This is a genomic window from Peptacetobacter hiranonis (genome assembly GCF_008151785.1).
GTDB lineage: Bacteria > Bacillota > Clostridia > Peptostreptococcales > Peptostreptococcaceae > Peptacetobacter > Peptacetobacter hiranonis.
The window spans coordinates 2,308,219-2,322,355 of sequence record NZ_CP036523.1; the positions used below are offsets into that span (position 1 = coordinate 2,308,219).

The following is a 14,137-nucleotide window of genomic DNA, read 5'->3' on the forward strand; positions in this document are numbered from 1 at the left end:
TAATGTTTACAAATAAATTAATTAATTACTATAACATATTTTAAAGGTTCATATTTTTATTTTAAAAAGCTTAAAGTAGGACTCTTGGAATTTATCTGTCGTAACTTAAATCACTAAATAGAGTTCTTAAAAACAAAAGGACTGTTGCAATTTATAAAATGGAACCTATAGAATGGACACTTGTAAAAAGGTGTTTCATCTATAGGTTCTTTTTTTGTATAATTTTAATATAGAGGTGAGTAATTTATGAGTAAAAAACAATTTAGTAAAGAAGAAACATTAGAGCTATCAAAAAATCCATTTGTAAAGAATGTAAGCTGTAAATCAATAACATATACAAATGAATTTAAAATACATTTCATAACAGAATACAATAAGGGAAAAAATCCAACACAGATATTTAAAGAAGCAGGTTTTGACACTAACATCATAGGTGCAAAACGTATTAAATGCGCTAGCGAGCGATGGAGAAAGTCATATAAAGAAAATGGTATTTTGGGACTAGATGATTCTAGAGTTAATAATTCTGGAAGACCAAGAAAAAGAAAATTAACAGATAAAGAGATAATAGATAAGAAGGATGCTGAAATAGCATATCTTAAAGCAGAGCTAGAACTAGTAAAAAAGCTAGACTTCGAAGAAAGGCAGGTGATGAATAATAAGCTACCTTCGGTGAAAATATTCAAATTAATTAATGATGTAATAAATAAATATTGTTTAAAAAAAATGATAAAACATCTATGTATTGTTGCAGGAGTATCTAGATCTGGATTTTATAACTATTTAAAAAACAAGAATGTAATAAGCAAACAAGAAGAAAAGGATTTAGAAGCAAAAGAAATAATTCTTAAAGCATATAAGTTCAGAGGATACAAAAAAGGTTCTCGTTCAATAAAAATGATTTTAAAAAGTAAATTTAATATAATATTTAACAGAAAAAAAATTCAAAGAATAATGAAAAAATATGGAATTAAATGTCCTATTCGCGAGTCAAATCCAGCTAAACGTATGGGAAAAGCAAGAAAAGAACATCACACAGTTCCTAATAAATTGAATAGAGAATTTAAACAAGGTATACCAGGAAAAGTACTTTTAACTGATATTACGTATATGCCGTACGGCAATGGGAAAACAGCATATTTATCAACTGTAAAAGATTCTTCTACGAATGAAATTTTATCGTATCATTTATCGAAGAATTTAAAAATGGATATTGTTATTTCAACTATTAACAATCTCATGTTATCAAATTCAGACAAATTACATAAAGATGCATTTATTCATTCTGATCAAGGAGTTCATTATACAAGTACTATTTTTCAGAACTTGTTAAAAAAATATAATTTAGGTCAATCTATGTCTAGAAAAGGTAATTGTTGGGACAATGCTCCGCAGGAGTCATTCTTTGGTCATATGAAAGATGAAATAGATTATAAAAGTTGCAATACATTTGAAGAGTTAAAAAGTTTAATAGATGATTATATGGATTATTATAATAATGATCGTTGTCAGTGGAATTTAAAACAGCTGACTCCTATTCAATATAGAAGTCAGCTGCTTGCTGCTTAAGACTTTTTTATATATGTCCTTGACATAGGGACCATTTTATTATGCAACAGTCCCTTATTTTTTATACGTTTATTTCGTTGTCCATTTCTTCGTCATCTTTGTGAGCTTCTAATATTGGTGCAACTTCATTTTTTAGGAATTCTTCAACCTGCATTGGAGCACATCCAACGTATTTTTCTGGTTTAAGTATTTCATTTAATTCTTCAAGAGTAACACCAAACATTTCGTCAGCTGCTATTCTTTCTATTAAGTCGTTTTTCTTACCTTCAACTTTAACCATTCTACCAGCTTCTAGAGAATGTACTCTTATTCTTTCGTGTAAGTCCTGTCTATTTCCACCTTTTCTAACAGCATCCATCATTATGTTTTCTGTAGCCATAAATGGAAGTTCGCTCATTAATCTCTGTTCTATAACTTTTGGATATACAACTAATCCATCTGCAACGTTGCAGTATAAGCTTAGTATACTGTCTACTGCTAGAAATGCTTCTGGCACGCTTATTCTCTTATTGGCAGAGTCGTCTAATGTTCTTTCAAACCACTGAGTAGCTGTTGTTATAGCTGGATTTAAAGCATCTACCATAACGTATCTAGCAAGTGCTGCTATTCTTTCACTTCTCATTGGATTTCTCTTATATGCCATAGCAGAAGAACCTATCTGTTTCTTTTCGAATGGTTCTTCAACTTCTTTTAAGTGCTGAAGAAGTCTTATATCGTTTGAGAATTTTGTAGCTGACTGAGCTATACCAGATAATATATTAAGAACTTTGCTGTCTATTTTTCTAGTGTAAGTCTGTCCAGATACAGCTATTACTTTGTCATATCCCATTTTTTCAACTATTTTTTTATCAAGCTCTTTTACTTTTTCGTAATCCCCTTCAAATAATTCAAGGAATGAGGCCTGAGTTCCTGTTGTTCCTTTTGATCCAAGAAGTCTTTTATCTGATAGGAAGTGTTCTATTTCTTCTAAATCATATAATAAGTCCTGTATCCATAATGTAGCTCTCTTACCTACTGTTGTTGGCTGAGCTGGCTGGAAATGAGTAAATCCAAGTGTTGGAAGACTTTTGTACTCATCAGCAAATTTAGATAATGCTTTTATAGCCATTACTAATTTTGTTCTAACAAGTTCCATACCTTCATACATTAGTATTAAGTCTGTGTTATCTCCAACGTAGCAAGAAGTAGCACCTAAGTGTATTATACCTGCTGCTTTAGGGCACTGCTGTCCGTAAGCGTAAACATGAGACATAACATCGTGTCTAACTTCTTTTTCTCTTGCAACGGCTACATCGTAGTTTATATCGTCCTGATTTGCTTTTAATTCATCTATCTGTTCCTGAGTTATTTCAAGACCTAGCTCCATTTCTGATTCAGCTAGTGCTATCCATAATTTTCTCCAAGTACGGAATTTTTTGTCATTAGAGAAAAGCTGTTTCATCTCTTTACTCGCATAACGTGATGTTAGTGGTGACTGATATATTTCGTTCATATTATCCTCCGATTTTATTTTAATTTTTATTGTGTTCTTGTTATTTATATATAATGAGATTAAATTATATTCCTAATCTGCTCATTACTTCATCATAGGCTTCCTTTACTCCACCCATATCTCTTCTAAATCTATCTTTGTCTAGTTTTTCGTGAGTGTTTATATCCCAAAGTCTGCAAGTGTCAGGAGATATTTCATCTGCTAAAATTATTCTTCCATGGTATCTTCCCATTTCTATTTTGAAGTCTACTAATTCTATGTCAGCCTGTTTGAAATACTCTATTAAGAAATCATTTATTTTCATTGTCATATCTTTTATAGCGTATAGTTCTTCCTTAGTAGCTGCACCTATTGCCATTATCTGGCTGTCGTTTATCATTGGATCTCCAAGTGCATCGTCTTTTAAACAGAATTCTAATGTAGGATTTTTTAGTACAGTTCCTTCTTCTACACCAAATCTCTTAGAAAAGCTACCCGCAGCTATGTTTCTAACTATTATTTCAAGTGGTACTATTTCCACCTTTTTAACTATTGTTTCTCTATCTGAAATTTCTTCAACTAAATGAGTTTCTACTCCCTTTTCTTCTTCTAGTTTTTTAAATATAAAGTTGGCCATTCTGTTGTTTATAACACCTTTTCCGTCTATCTGTCCTTTTTTAAGTCCATTGAATGCAGTTGCATCGTCTTTGTATGATATTAATAAGCAATCATCATTCCCTTCTATTTCATAGACTCTTTTGGCTTTACCTTCATATAACATTTTTCCTTTATTCATCTTAGTTTCCTCCCCTTAAAGTATACATTTCACAATATTCTATAAGTTCAAATTCTAAACTGCACATATATTAAATTTTCTATTATATATGTGCAGTTTTCATCATCACTTACAATTTTATACGTATATTGAATTTATATCAACTAGTCTGGTATTTTCTTCTGAGTAGTGACTTAATAAACTTTCTGCAAGTGCATTTGCTGTGTCTATTGAAGTTAGACAAGGAACAGCGTAATCTATTGCTTTTCTTCTGATTTTAACACTGTCTCTTGTAGGTATTCTACCCTTAGAAGATGTTGAAATTACATATTTTACTACTCCACTTTCTATTAACTTACTTGTGTTGTTTACTCTGTCTTCGTGAATTTTATTTACTACTGTAACATCCATTCCTTCTTCTTCAAGAACTTTGGCTGTTCCTTCTGTAGCGTATAATTTAAATCCTAGTCTTTCAAATTTTTCAGCTACTTCTGCTATTTCTGGTTTATCTCCATCTTTTACAGATATAAATACACCACCATCTTTTTCCATATGGTATCCTGCAGCTGCTAATCCTTTAAATACTGCTTCTTTTAGATTTCTACCTATACCTAAAACTTCCCCTGTAGATTTCATTTCTGGTCCTAGGTGTACATCTAAGTCTATTAATTTTTCGAATGAGAATACTGGTACTTTGGCTGCAAAGTATTTCTGTCCTTTAAATAGCCCTGTTCCAAATCCCATATCTTTTATTTTTTCGCCAAGCATTGCTCTAACTGCAAGCTCAACCATTGGAACACCAGTTATTTTACTTAGGTAAGGTATTGTACGAGAAGATCTTGGATTTACTTCTATTACATATATTTTTCCTTCGTATATAACGTACTGTATATTTACAAGTCCCTTAGTTTTTAAAGAAACTGCAAGCTGTTTTGAGTATTCAACTATTTTTTCTTTTAGTTTTTCACTTATATTCCATGAAGGGCAAACTGCTATAGAGTCACCTGAGTGTACTCCTGCTCTTTCTATATGTTCCATTATTCCCGGAATTAATATACCCTCTCCATCACATATAGCATCAACTTCTACTTCTACACCCATCATGTATTTATCTATTAGTATTGGGTTGTCCTTTTTGTTTGATTTTAGTATTATTTTCATGTATTCTTTGATATCTTCATCGCCGAATGCAATTATCATATTCTGTCCACCTAATACGTAAGATGGTCTCATAAGTACTGGGTATCCAAGTTCATTTGCAGCTTTTAAAGCTTCATCTTCTGTAAGAACTGTATGTCCCTGTGGTCTTTTTATGTGTAGAGATTCAAGAAGTTCATCAAATCTTTCTCTATCCTCTGCCATATCTATGCTTTCTGCACTAGATCCTAATACATTTATTCCCTGACTTTCTAGGAACTTAGTTAGGTTTATAGCTGTCTGACCACCAAATGCAACTACTACTCCATAAGGTTTTTCTGTATTCATTACGTTCATTACATCTTCTGGAGTAAGTGGTTCAAAGTATAGTCTATCCGCTGTATCAAAGTCTGTAGATACAGTTTCTGGGTTGTTGTTTATTATAACAACATCAAATCCTGCTTTTTTAAGTGCCCATACACAGTGAACTGCAGAGTAGTCGAATTCTATCCCCTGTCCTATTCTTATCGGTCCTGAACCAAGAACTACTACAGTTTTTCTCTCTCTTATTCCTTTTCTTTCTATAAACTCATCCGCTTCATTTACTTCATCACAGCAACTATAGAAGTATGGAGTTTCTGCTTTAAATTCTCCTGCACAAGTGTCGACCATTTTAAATGACGCTGGAGCTGAGTAATTTACTTTTTCTCCACTTATTCTTTCTATTGTAGAGTTTAAGAATCCGTATCTTTTTGCAACGTTATAAGTAGCTTCTGATACATTTCCTTTAGATAGTTCTTTTTCTACTTCTGCTATGTTTTTCATTTTATATAAGAACCAGTTATCTACTTTTGTTATTTCATGTATTTCTTCACAAGATATTCCTCTTTTTAATGCTTCGTATATTACAAATACTCTTTCATCGTTGCATACATGAAGAGCTTCTTTTACCTGTTCATCTGAATACGCAGCAGCTTTTGGAAGAGTACAGCAATCTGTTTTGTTTTCAGATCCTCTAACAGCTTTCATAAGTGCTGTTTCAAAGTTCTGTCCTATAGCCATTACCTCACCTGTAGCCTTCATCTGAGTACCAAGTTCTCTCTTAGCATACACAAATTTGTCAAATGGCCATTTAGGGAATTTAACAACAACATAGTCAAGAGCTGGCTCGAAGCATGCGTAAGTCTGTTTAGTTATTTCATTTTTTATTTCATCTAATCTATATCCAAGTGCTATTTTTGCAGCAACTTTTGCTATTGGGTATCCTGTAGCTTTTGAAGCTAGAGCTGAAGATCTTGAAACCCTTGGGTTTACTTCTATTACAGCGTATTCGTCGCTATTTGGATTAAGTGCGAACTGGCAGTTACATCCACCTTCAACACCCATAGCATCAACTATTTTTATAGCTGCTGTTCTAAGCATCTGGTATTCTTTATCTGCAAGTGTAACCGCTGGAGCTATTACTATACTATCTCCTGTATGTACTCCAACTGGGTCAAAGTTTTCCATTGAACATACAGTTATAGCATTTCCTGCTCCATCTCTTACAACTTCAAACTCTATTTCTTTCCATCCAGATATACATTTTTCAACTAATATCTGTGTTATTGGAGATAATCTAAGTCCATTTTCTGCAATCTTTTTAAATTCTTCCTCATCGTTTGCGATTCCACCACCGCTTCCTCCAAGAGTAAACGCTGGTCTAACTATTACTGGGTAACCTATTTTTCCTGCGAATTCTACAGCAGAATCTAGGTCTTCAACTATTTCTGAAGGTATTACAGGCTGTCCTATTTCAAGCATTGTATCTTTGAACATCTGTCTATCTTCAGCTTTATCTATTGTTTCTGGATCTGCTCCAAGAAGCTTAACACCCATTTTTTCTAGGTATCCTTCTTTAGCTAACTGCATTGAAAGAGTTAGAGCTGTCTGCCCACCTAATGTAGAAAGTATACTGTCTGGTCTTTCTTTTTCTATTATTCTTTTTAATGTAGTAACTGTAAGTGGCTCTATATATATTTTGTCAGCCATTGCGTTGTCAGTCATTATAGTCGCTGGATTTGAGTTAACTAGTATAACTTCCTTTCCATCTTCTTTTAAAGCCTGACAAGCCTGTGTTCCAGAATAATCAAATTCCGCTGCCTGTCCTATTACTATAGGTCCTGAACCTATTAAAAGTACTTTCTGTATGTCGTTATTTTTAGGCATTATATCTCAACTCCTTCCATTAAACTTATAAATCTATCAAATAAATATGCTGTATCCTGTGGTCCACCACAAGCTTCTGGATGGAACTGTACTGAGAATACTGGCATATCTGTGTATTTTATTCCTTCGCAAGTACCGTCATTTACATTTGTAAATAATAATTCTGCATTTTTAGGTAATTCATCATTGTCAACTGCATATCCATGATTCTGGCTTGATACGTATATTCTTCCTGTTGAAAGGTCTTTAACAGGCTGATTTCCACCTCTGTGTCCATATTTTAATTTAATAGTAGTTCCTCCCTGAGAAAGAGCTAATAACTGATGACCTAAACAAATTCCAAATGTAGGTATATTTGCCTTACATAGTTCTTTTAATTCTTCTATTATTTTTACATTGTCCTTTGGATCTCCAGGTCCATTAGATAGCATTATTCCGTCTGGATTTAATGCTTTTATTTCCTCAGCTGTTGTAGATGCAGGCACTGTTGTTACATTGCATCCTCTTTTTAATAATTCTCTTCTTATATTTCTCTTAGCACCGAAATCCCATAATACTACGTTATACTTAGCATCTTCCACTTTATCAGTAAATGACTCTTTACAAGTAACTGCTTCAACCATATCAAAGTATTCTACATCTATTTTTTCATTCTCTTTAACTGGTTCAGAAGTTATTTTTGCCTTCATAGTACCATGTTCTCTAAGTACTCTTGTAAGTTCTCTTGTATCTATACCGTATACTCCTGGTATATCGTTCTTTTTAAGGTATTCATCAAGTGTACCTTCACATCTGTAGTTAGAAGGATGTTCACAGTACTCTCTAACTATATACGCTTTTACAAAAGAACCTCTACTTTCGGCATCTTCTTCTATTATTCCGTAGTTTCCTATAAGTGGGAATGTCTGAACAACTATCTGCCCACAGTAACTTGGGTCTGTAAGTGTTTCAAAATATCCTGTCATTCCAGTAGTAAATACTATTTCGCCAGTTATTTCCTTTTCCCGTCCAAAAGATTTTCCTTCAAAAATCTTTCCATTTTCAAGAATTAAGTTGATTTTCTTTTCCAAAGTTAGTGCCTCCTTTTTTCTATTCAAACTGTGATTTGCTGTAGTTTTCTATTATAAGAGGGTAATTTCCATCGAAGCATCCTGTACAGAAATCTCTGCAACATTTTCCACATGCTTTCTTTAACCCCTCTATGCTTATAAATCCTAGTGAATCAGCGCCTATGCTTTTTCTGATTTCTTCTAATTCCATTTTATTTGCTATTAGATTTTCTTCGCTATCTATGTCTGTTCCAAAGTTACAAGTGTGTCTGAACATAGGTGAAGATACAAGCATATGCACCTCTTTAGCACCTGCCCGTCTTACATTTTTGATTATCTTAGCACTTGTAGTTCCTCTTACTATAGAGTCGTCTATAAGTATTACTCTCTTGTCTTTTAAATTACTTGCAAGAGGATTTAATTTTAGTTTAACCGCTTTTTCTCTCTGCTCTTGTGTTGGGAATATGAAGCTTCTTCCAATGTATCTATTCTTTACAAATCCAAATTCAAAAGGCATATTGCTTTCTTTTGCATATCCAATGGCTGCCTCTATTCCACTATCTGGCACACCACATACAACATCTGCGTCTATTTTGAATTCTTTTGCAAGTTCTCTTCCCATGTTTATTCTTGCATCGTATACATTTAATCCATCTATGTTTGAGTCTGTTCTGGCAAAGTATACATACTCAAATATACAAGAGCCCTTTTTTTCTCTATTTAATATCATTTTGCTATCTATAGAAAGGTCTTCGTTTATTACGACCATTTCTCCCGGTTCAATATCTCTAATTAATTCATAGTTTATACTATCAAATGCACAGCTTTCAGATGCTACAGCTATACCACTTTCACCCTTACCTATACAAAGAGGTCTAAATCCCCATCCATCTCTTATAGCTACTAACTTGTTTTGAGATGTCATTATAACAAGTGAAAATGCACCTTCTAGTTTTTCAACTGCTTTTTCAATAGCTTTTAATTCATCTTTTTCTGTAAGCATTTCAAATGCGATTAATTTCGCTATAGATTCACTATCATTAGTAGATCTAAATATACAACCTTCTTTTTCAAGACCTTTTCTTATTTCCATTGAGTTGACAATATTCCCATTGTGAGCAACTGCAACCCTTCCCCTTAAATACTCCGCTAGTATTGGCTGAGTATTTGCCTTTGAGTTAGAGCCTGTTGTAGAGTATCTAACGTGTCCTATAGATACTTCAGCATCTCCTAAGTCGCTTATATCCTTTGGTGAGAATACCTCGCTTACTAATCCCTTGTTTTTAAATAAATTTATTTTTTCTCCAACTAACGATGCTATTCCTGCACCTTCCTGACCTCTGTGCTGAAGTGCCATAAGTGCAGAATGAGTCATACTAGCTGAATCATTTTCTTTGGTTCTTATCCCAAAAACTCCACATTCTTCTCTTAACTTTTCTTCCATTCTTCTATTCCTCTTTTTTGATATAGTTTTTATTTACTTTATAGTTTTTCTTTTAAATAGGGATATGCCCTGTAAAAATTTACAAAACATATCCCATTATTCTCAAATTGTCTGCAACGATGCAAAAAATACTAGTCTGGTACTACTATGTATTCTTCTCTTTCAGCTCCAACTGAAACGTATTTTATCTTGCACCCAACAGCTTTTTCTATATATTTTATGTATTCTCTAGCTGCTTCTGGTAACTCTTCTAATTTTCTGCAACCAGATATATCTTCATGCCATCCATCTACATATTCATAAACTGGTTTAGCATTTTCTAATTTTTCCCCTATTGGGAATACATCTAATTCTTTTCCCTCAAAAGTATATCCTACACATACTGGTATTTTATCCATGTATGAAAGAACGTCTAATTTAGTAAGTGCTATTTCATCTGCACCCTGCATTCTAACACCGTATTTAGATGCTAAAACGTCAAATCCACCAACTCTTCTTGGTCTACCTGTAGCTGCACCGTATTCGTTACCAGCTTTTCTTAAATGCTCTGCTTCATCTCCAAATAATTCAGCTGTGAAAGGTCCTTCACCTACACAAGTAGAGTAAGCTTTCATTATACCTACAGTAAGGTCTAATTTTCTATTTGGCACACCAGCCCCTATTGGTGCATAAGAAGCTATAGTTGATGATGAAGATGTAAATGGATATATACCAAAATCTATATCTCTTAAAGCACCTAACTGTGCTTCAAACATTACATTTTTACCATTTACAGCCGCTTTATCTATGAAAAGACCTGTATCACATATATAATCTTTTAATTCATATCCGTACTCTTTTATCCATGCAAACATTTCTTCTGCATCTAATTTTTCAGATTCGTAACCTTTTTCTATCATAAGGTTTTTCCATTCAACTATATTTGCTATTTTAGCTTTTAAGCTTTCTTCACTATCAAGAAGATCTCCCATTCTTATACCTTTTTTCATGTATTTATCTCCGTATACTGGAGCTATACCTCTTCTTGTTGAACCGTACTTAGCGTCTTTTAATCTTTCTTCTTCTAAGCAGTCCTGCTGAACGTGATATGGCATACATATTATAGCTCTATCACTTATTTTTAAGTTTGCTGGAGTTATTTTTATTCCAGCTTCTCTTAATCTTCCCATTTCTCCATGAAGATGTTTTAAATCTATTACTACACCGTTCCCCATAACATTTACAACATCTTCTCTTAATATTCCTGATGGAAGTAGATTAAGAACGAATTTTCCTTTTTCATTTATTACTGTATGTCCCGCATTGTTTCCACCCTGGTATCTTACAACAACGTCGTAATCTTCTGAAAGAAGGTCTACCATTCTTCCTTTTCCTTCGTCTCCCCAGTTTATTCCTGTTATAGCTGTTAACATATATTACCTATCCTTTCTACCGCCCTACTGCGATAATGACAATATTGAAAGTACTCAATAGTACTTTACTACCCATTTTTTTCTTAGTTCAAAATGTGGTTTAGATGAACTTTCTATTTTTCGCCCCAAAAAAGGTGTTTACCAAAAGAAGGGTATAAAAATTCCCAAATGAATTTAAAAAATTACCCTTTTCCCCTGATAAACACCCTCATGTTCAAATCTAGGTTATTATATCATTCTATCAACTAATATGTCAATCGAGGAAAACATTATACAAAAATATTTTTGAAATTTTATCATAAATATTCGTTATATAACGAAATATATTTAATATTTTTGTAAAATAAAACGTATTTATTTCTTTTAAGCCACAAAAAAACTGCAAGGTATATAATAACCTTGCAGTCAATTCCATTTTATTAACTAACTATAGAATTTTGAAGCTCCTGAAAGCCGTCTTCTTCCAACTATTTTAACTATACTATCTAGTTTCTGTATTTCAATTCTTTTAAATGCTACTAAAAGTATAAATTTAAAATCATCAAAATCCTGACCTATACTGTATATTTCAAAATGACATCTTACATCGTCGAATCCATATTTTTCCTGTAAATCCTCTTCAAATTCGTCTGTAAATCCTTTTATATAATCTCTTATATCTTCAAAGAACATATCAAAATATCCTTCTTCTAACCCTTCTGTAAGAGAACTAACTATTGGATCTGTATCATATTTGCTAGCTAAAAATAAATCTTTTGTAAGCTGGCAATCAAATACTAATATATCTTTTTCTTTTATAGTATCAGATATATCCTGACATTTTTCTATATCGTCACTCATCAAAAGTAAGTCTTTTATATCTCTACTCTTGACCTGTATCTTTCCATTGTCATTCATTAGCTTTAAAGAAACCATTTTTTCTACCCCCTTTATTTTAGCTTATTGGAGATGAATTCATCAATCTCTTTCCAATTTCTTACCCTAGTTATATTATCACATTCTACATCTTTATTGTAGTTTGTGTCAATCAAAAGAACACCAATTCCATTTTTTGCTATATCCATAGCATTGTTTGGATCGTCTTCAATAAAAATATTGCATCCCAATTCAAGTGCTTTTCCACTTTTCTTGACTGGCCCCAATAAATATATATTGTCTGCATTTATTCCGTACTTATCAAACCATTTTTCAGTGATTTCTTTTAAGCACTCTCTTCTAGCAGTTACAAAGTATACATTTATATCATCAGATTGCTCGAGCTTTTTTATTACATCTACTGCAAACTCTGCTGGCTCTGCAGCTTCATACGTATAGCTGTAATTATTGTCGAAATTTATATAAAAATCTCCTTCAACAGTTCCATAAAGCTGCTCCCAATCAAGTGTAGTATATTGCTCTTTTGTTATGTTTTTTCCAAAAATCTCATTTAAAAACGGTATAAATCCATAAGGATCTGTTACCGTTCCATCTATATCTATACCTATATTTATACCCATTTTAAATCTAATTCACTCTTTCCTTTAAATTCAATTAATCCATAACCTTGATAGGCATAAAATCAATATAATCTGCAGATACTAGATTGTATTCTATACCATTTCTAATACCTTTTAGACCTGTTTTAAACGACTCTTCTCCATGAAGATGTCCGTAATAAACTCTCTCCACTCCATATTTTTCGTATAAATCTGTAAAAACAGAATCCTCTAAAGAGTCGTTAGTCGGCGGATAATGTGTAATTACTATTATTTTTTCATATCCAGCCTTTTTAGCCTCTTTAAGCGAAATTTCTATTCTTATCGCTTCTCTATCGTAAATTTTCTTGTCTTCTTCAGTAAATTTAAACTCATTTGGACAAATCCAACCTCTTCCACCACAGATTGCATAATCTTTATATGTAAAGAATCCTGTCTGAATAAACTTCATATCGTCGTACATTTTATTCAACTTGGTAGCTGTAGTCCACCAATAATCGTGATTCCCCTTAATAAAGAACTTCTGTCCTGGAAGATTGTGTATCATATCAAAGTCAGACTGTGCATCTTTCATCTTAGTCCCCCACGATACATCACCCAAAACTAAAACAACATCGTCTTCTTTGACTGTAGTTTCCCAATTATTTTTGATTTTTTCGTCGTGATTTTTCCACTTATCACCAAAAATATCCATAGGTTTATCTACAGAAGAAGATAGGTGTAAATCTCCTATTGCATATAAGCTCATATTATTTATTCCTTCATTTTATGATTTTTTATTTCTTCTATTTTGCTACCTATTTCATCTTTAAGCTGTAGTATCTCTTTTACGTCTTCCATAGAATTCTGGATCATATCCAATCTTCTCTGATACTGTATAGCGTTGTTTGTATATCCTAATTCTCTGACTTCCTGAATTCTATCAAGTACATCCTTAACAGCTAATTCTCTCATCCGATACATAGACTGAGCATTCATAATATCCTCTCTTATCTCACCCATTTCTTGGTCTAATAAGAAAGCTGCATCTGCTGCTCTTCTAAGTCTTACCGCTAATGTATCTGGTATATAGTGCTCGTATTTATATTTTAGTGAATGCTCTATAGTAGCCCAGAAGTTCATCGCAAGTGTTCTTATCTGTATCTCACATGTTACTTCTTTTGAGCCATCTACAGTGTTTATAGGATAGCTTATAATAACATGGTAGCTTCTATAACCACTTTCCTTGTAGTTTTTTATGTAGTCTTTTTCATTTATGATAGTCATATCAGTTCTGTTTCTGATAAGATCAACTATTGTGTATATATCTTCAACAAACTGACACATTATTCTTATACCAGCTATATCTTCAATCTCAGCTTCTATATCTGTAGCATTTAATTTTTTAGCTTTTGCAACTATAGATGCTATTTTTTTAGTTCTACCTGTTACAAATTCTATCGGAGAATAATCTCCTCTTTCTAAAAATTCTTTTCTTATATTTTTGAATTTTACCTTTAGTTCTTCTACTGCATTGTTGTAGGGAGCTAGTATGGCTTTCCAATCTTCATACTGCATAATTATCCCTCCTCTTTTATTCTTTTTTTAAAAAAGTTTT

Annotated in this window: 11 protein-coding genes; 1 reads left to right on the forward strand and 10 read right to left on the reverse strand. The window is 32.7% G+C overall.

Going from position 1 to position 14,137, the window contains the following annotated elements; all coding sequences use genetic code 11:
- The first annotated feature begins 246 nt into the window (after positions 1-246).
- Entirely contained in the window at positions 247-1,569 is a 1,323-nt protein-coding gene (locus KGNDJEFE_RS10745; protein WP_148881763.1) for an IS3 family transposase, read from the forward strand.
- A 61-nt stretch (positions 1,570-1,630) separates the two neighbouring features.
- Here the strand turns inward: KGNDJEFE_RS10745 and purB are convergent, their stop codons facing one another.
- The 10 genes from purB to KGNDJEFE_RS10795 all read right to left on the reverse strand — a co-directional run bounded on the left by purB (position 1,631) and on the right by KGNDJEFE_RS10795 (position 14,097).
- Positions 1,631-3,061, reverse strand: coding sequence for an adenylosuccinate lyase (gene purB, locus KGNDJEFE_RS10750; RefSeq protein ID WP_006440580.1), 1,431 nt, complete (start codon positions 3,059-3,061; stop codon positions 1,631-1,633).
- A gap of 64 nt (positions 3,062-3,125) precedes the next feature.
- Complete coding sequence (gene purC, locus KGNDJEFE_RS10755) at positions 3,126-3,836, reverse strand: phosphoribosylaminoimidazolesuccinocarboxamide synthase (protein WP_006440579.1); 711 nt, start codon at positions 3,834-3,836, stop codon at positions 3,126-3,128.
- 117 nt (positions 3,837-3,953) lie between these two features.
- On the reverse strand, positions 3,954-7,160 hold the full coding sequence (carB, locus tag KGNDJEFE_RS10760) for a carbamoyl-phosphate synthase large subunit (RefSeq protein WP_006440578.1): 3,207 nt from the start codon (positions 7,158-7,160) through the stop codon (positions 3,954-3,956).
- On the reverse strand, positions 7,160-8,230 hold the full coding sequence (locus KGNDJEFE_RS10765; protein WP_040410607.1) for a carbamoyl phosphate synthase small subunit: 1,071 nt from the start codon (positions 8,228-8,230) through the stop codon (positions 7,160-7,162). The genes carB and KGNDJEFE_RS10765 overlap by 1 nt, the downstream gene beginning before the upstream one ends.
- Before the next feature lie 19 nt (positions 8,231-8,249).
- On the reverse strand, positions 8,250-9,653 hold the full coding sequence (purF, locus tag KGNDJEFE_RS10770; protein ID WP_006440576.1) for an amidophosphoribosyltransferase: 1,404 nt from the start codon (positions 9,651-9,653) through the stop codon (positions 8,250-8,252).
- Positions 9,654-9,784: 131 nt separating this feature from the next.
- A complete protein-coding gene (locus KGNDJEFE_RS10775; RefSeq protein WP_006440575.1) occupies positions 9,785-11,065 on the reverse strand; it encodes an adenylosuccinate synthase in 1,281 nt (426 codons plus the stop codon).
- Positions 11,066-11,488: 423 nt separating this feature from the next.
- Positions 11,489-11,980 (reverse strand): hypothetical protein, encoded by a 492-nt coding sequence (locus KGNDJEFE_RS10780; protein ID WP_006440574.1) that lies wholly within the window; start codon positions 11,978-11,980, stop codon positions 11,489-11,491.
- Between the two features lie 14 nt (positions 11,981-11,994).
- Positions 11,995-12,561, reverse strand: a complete 567-nt coding sequence (locus KGNDJEFE_RS10785) for a 5' nucleotidase, NT5C type (protein ID WP_006440573.1) — start codon at positions 12,559-12,561, stop codon at positions 11,995-11,997.
- A gap of 34 nt (positions 12,562-12,595) precedes the next feature.
- Positions 12,596-13,288, reverse strand: a complete 693-nt coding sequence (locus KGNDJEFE_RS10790; protein ID WP_006440572.1) for a metallophosphoesterase — start codon at positions 13,286-13,288, stop codon at positions 12,596-12,598.
- Between the two features lie 5 nt (positions 13,289-13,293).
- Positions 13,294-14,097, reverse strand: coding sequence for a GTP diphosphokinase (locus KGNDJEFE_RS10795; RefSeq protein ID WP_006440571.1), 804 nt, complete (start codon positions 14,095-14,097; stop codon positions 13,294-13,296).
- Positions 14,098-14,137 lie beyond the last annotated feature (40 nt).

Bases quoted from the DNA above. Each gene is read 5' to 3' on its own strand.
- KGNDJEFE_RS10745 (WP_148881763.1), top strand. From the start codon at position 247: ATGAGTAAAAAACAATTTAGTAAAGAAGAAACATTAGAGCTATCAAAA.
- purB (WP_006440580.1), bottom strand. From the start codon at position 3,061: ATGAACGAAATATATCAGTCACCACTAACATCACGTTATGCGAGTAAA.
- purC (WP_006440579.1), bottom strand. From the start codon at position 3,836: ATGAATAAAGGAAAAATGTTATATGAAGGTAAAGCCAAAAGAGTCTAT.
- carB (WP_006440578.1), bottom strand. From the start codon at position 7,160: ATGCCTAAAAATAACGACATACAGAAAGTACTTTTAATAGGTTCAGGA.
- purF (WP_006440576.1), bottom strand. From the start codon at position 9,653: ATGGAAGAAAAGTTAAGAGAAGAATGTGGAGTTTTTGGGATAAGAACC.
- KGNDJEFE_RS10775 (WP_006440575.1), bottom strand. From the start codon at position 11,065: ATGTTAACAGCTATAACAGGAATAAACTGGGGAGACGAAGGAAAAGGA.
- KGNDJEFE_RS10780 (WP_006440574.1), bottom strand. From the start codon at position 11,980: ATGGTTTCTTTAAAGCTAATGAATGACAATGGAAAGATACAGGTCAAG.
- KGNDJEFE_RS10785 (WP_006440573.1), bottom strand. From the start codon at position 12,561: ATGGGTATAAATATAGGTATAGATATAGATGGAACGGTAACAGATCCT.
- KGNDJEFE_RS10790 (WP_006440572.1), bottom strand. From the start codon at position 13,288: ATGAGCTTATATGCAATAGGAGATTTACACCTATCTTCTTCTGTAGAT.
- KGNDJEFE_RS10795 (WP_006440571.1), bottom strand. From the start codon at position 14,097: ATGCAGTATGAAGATTGGAAAGCCATACTAGCTCCCTACAACAATGCA.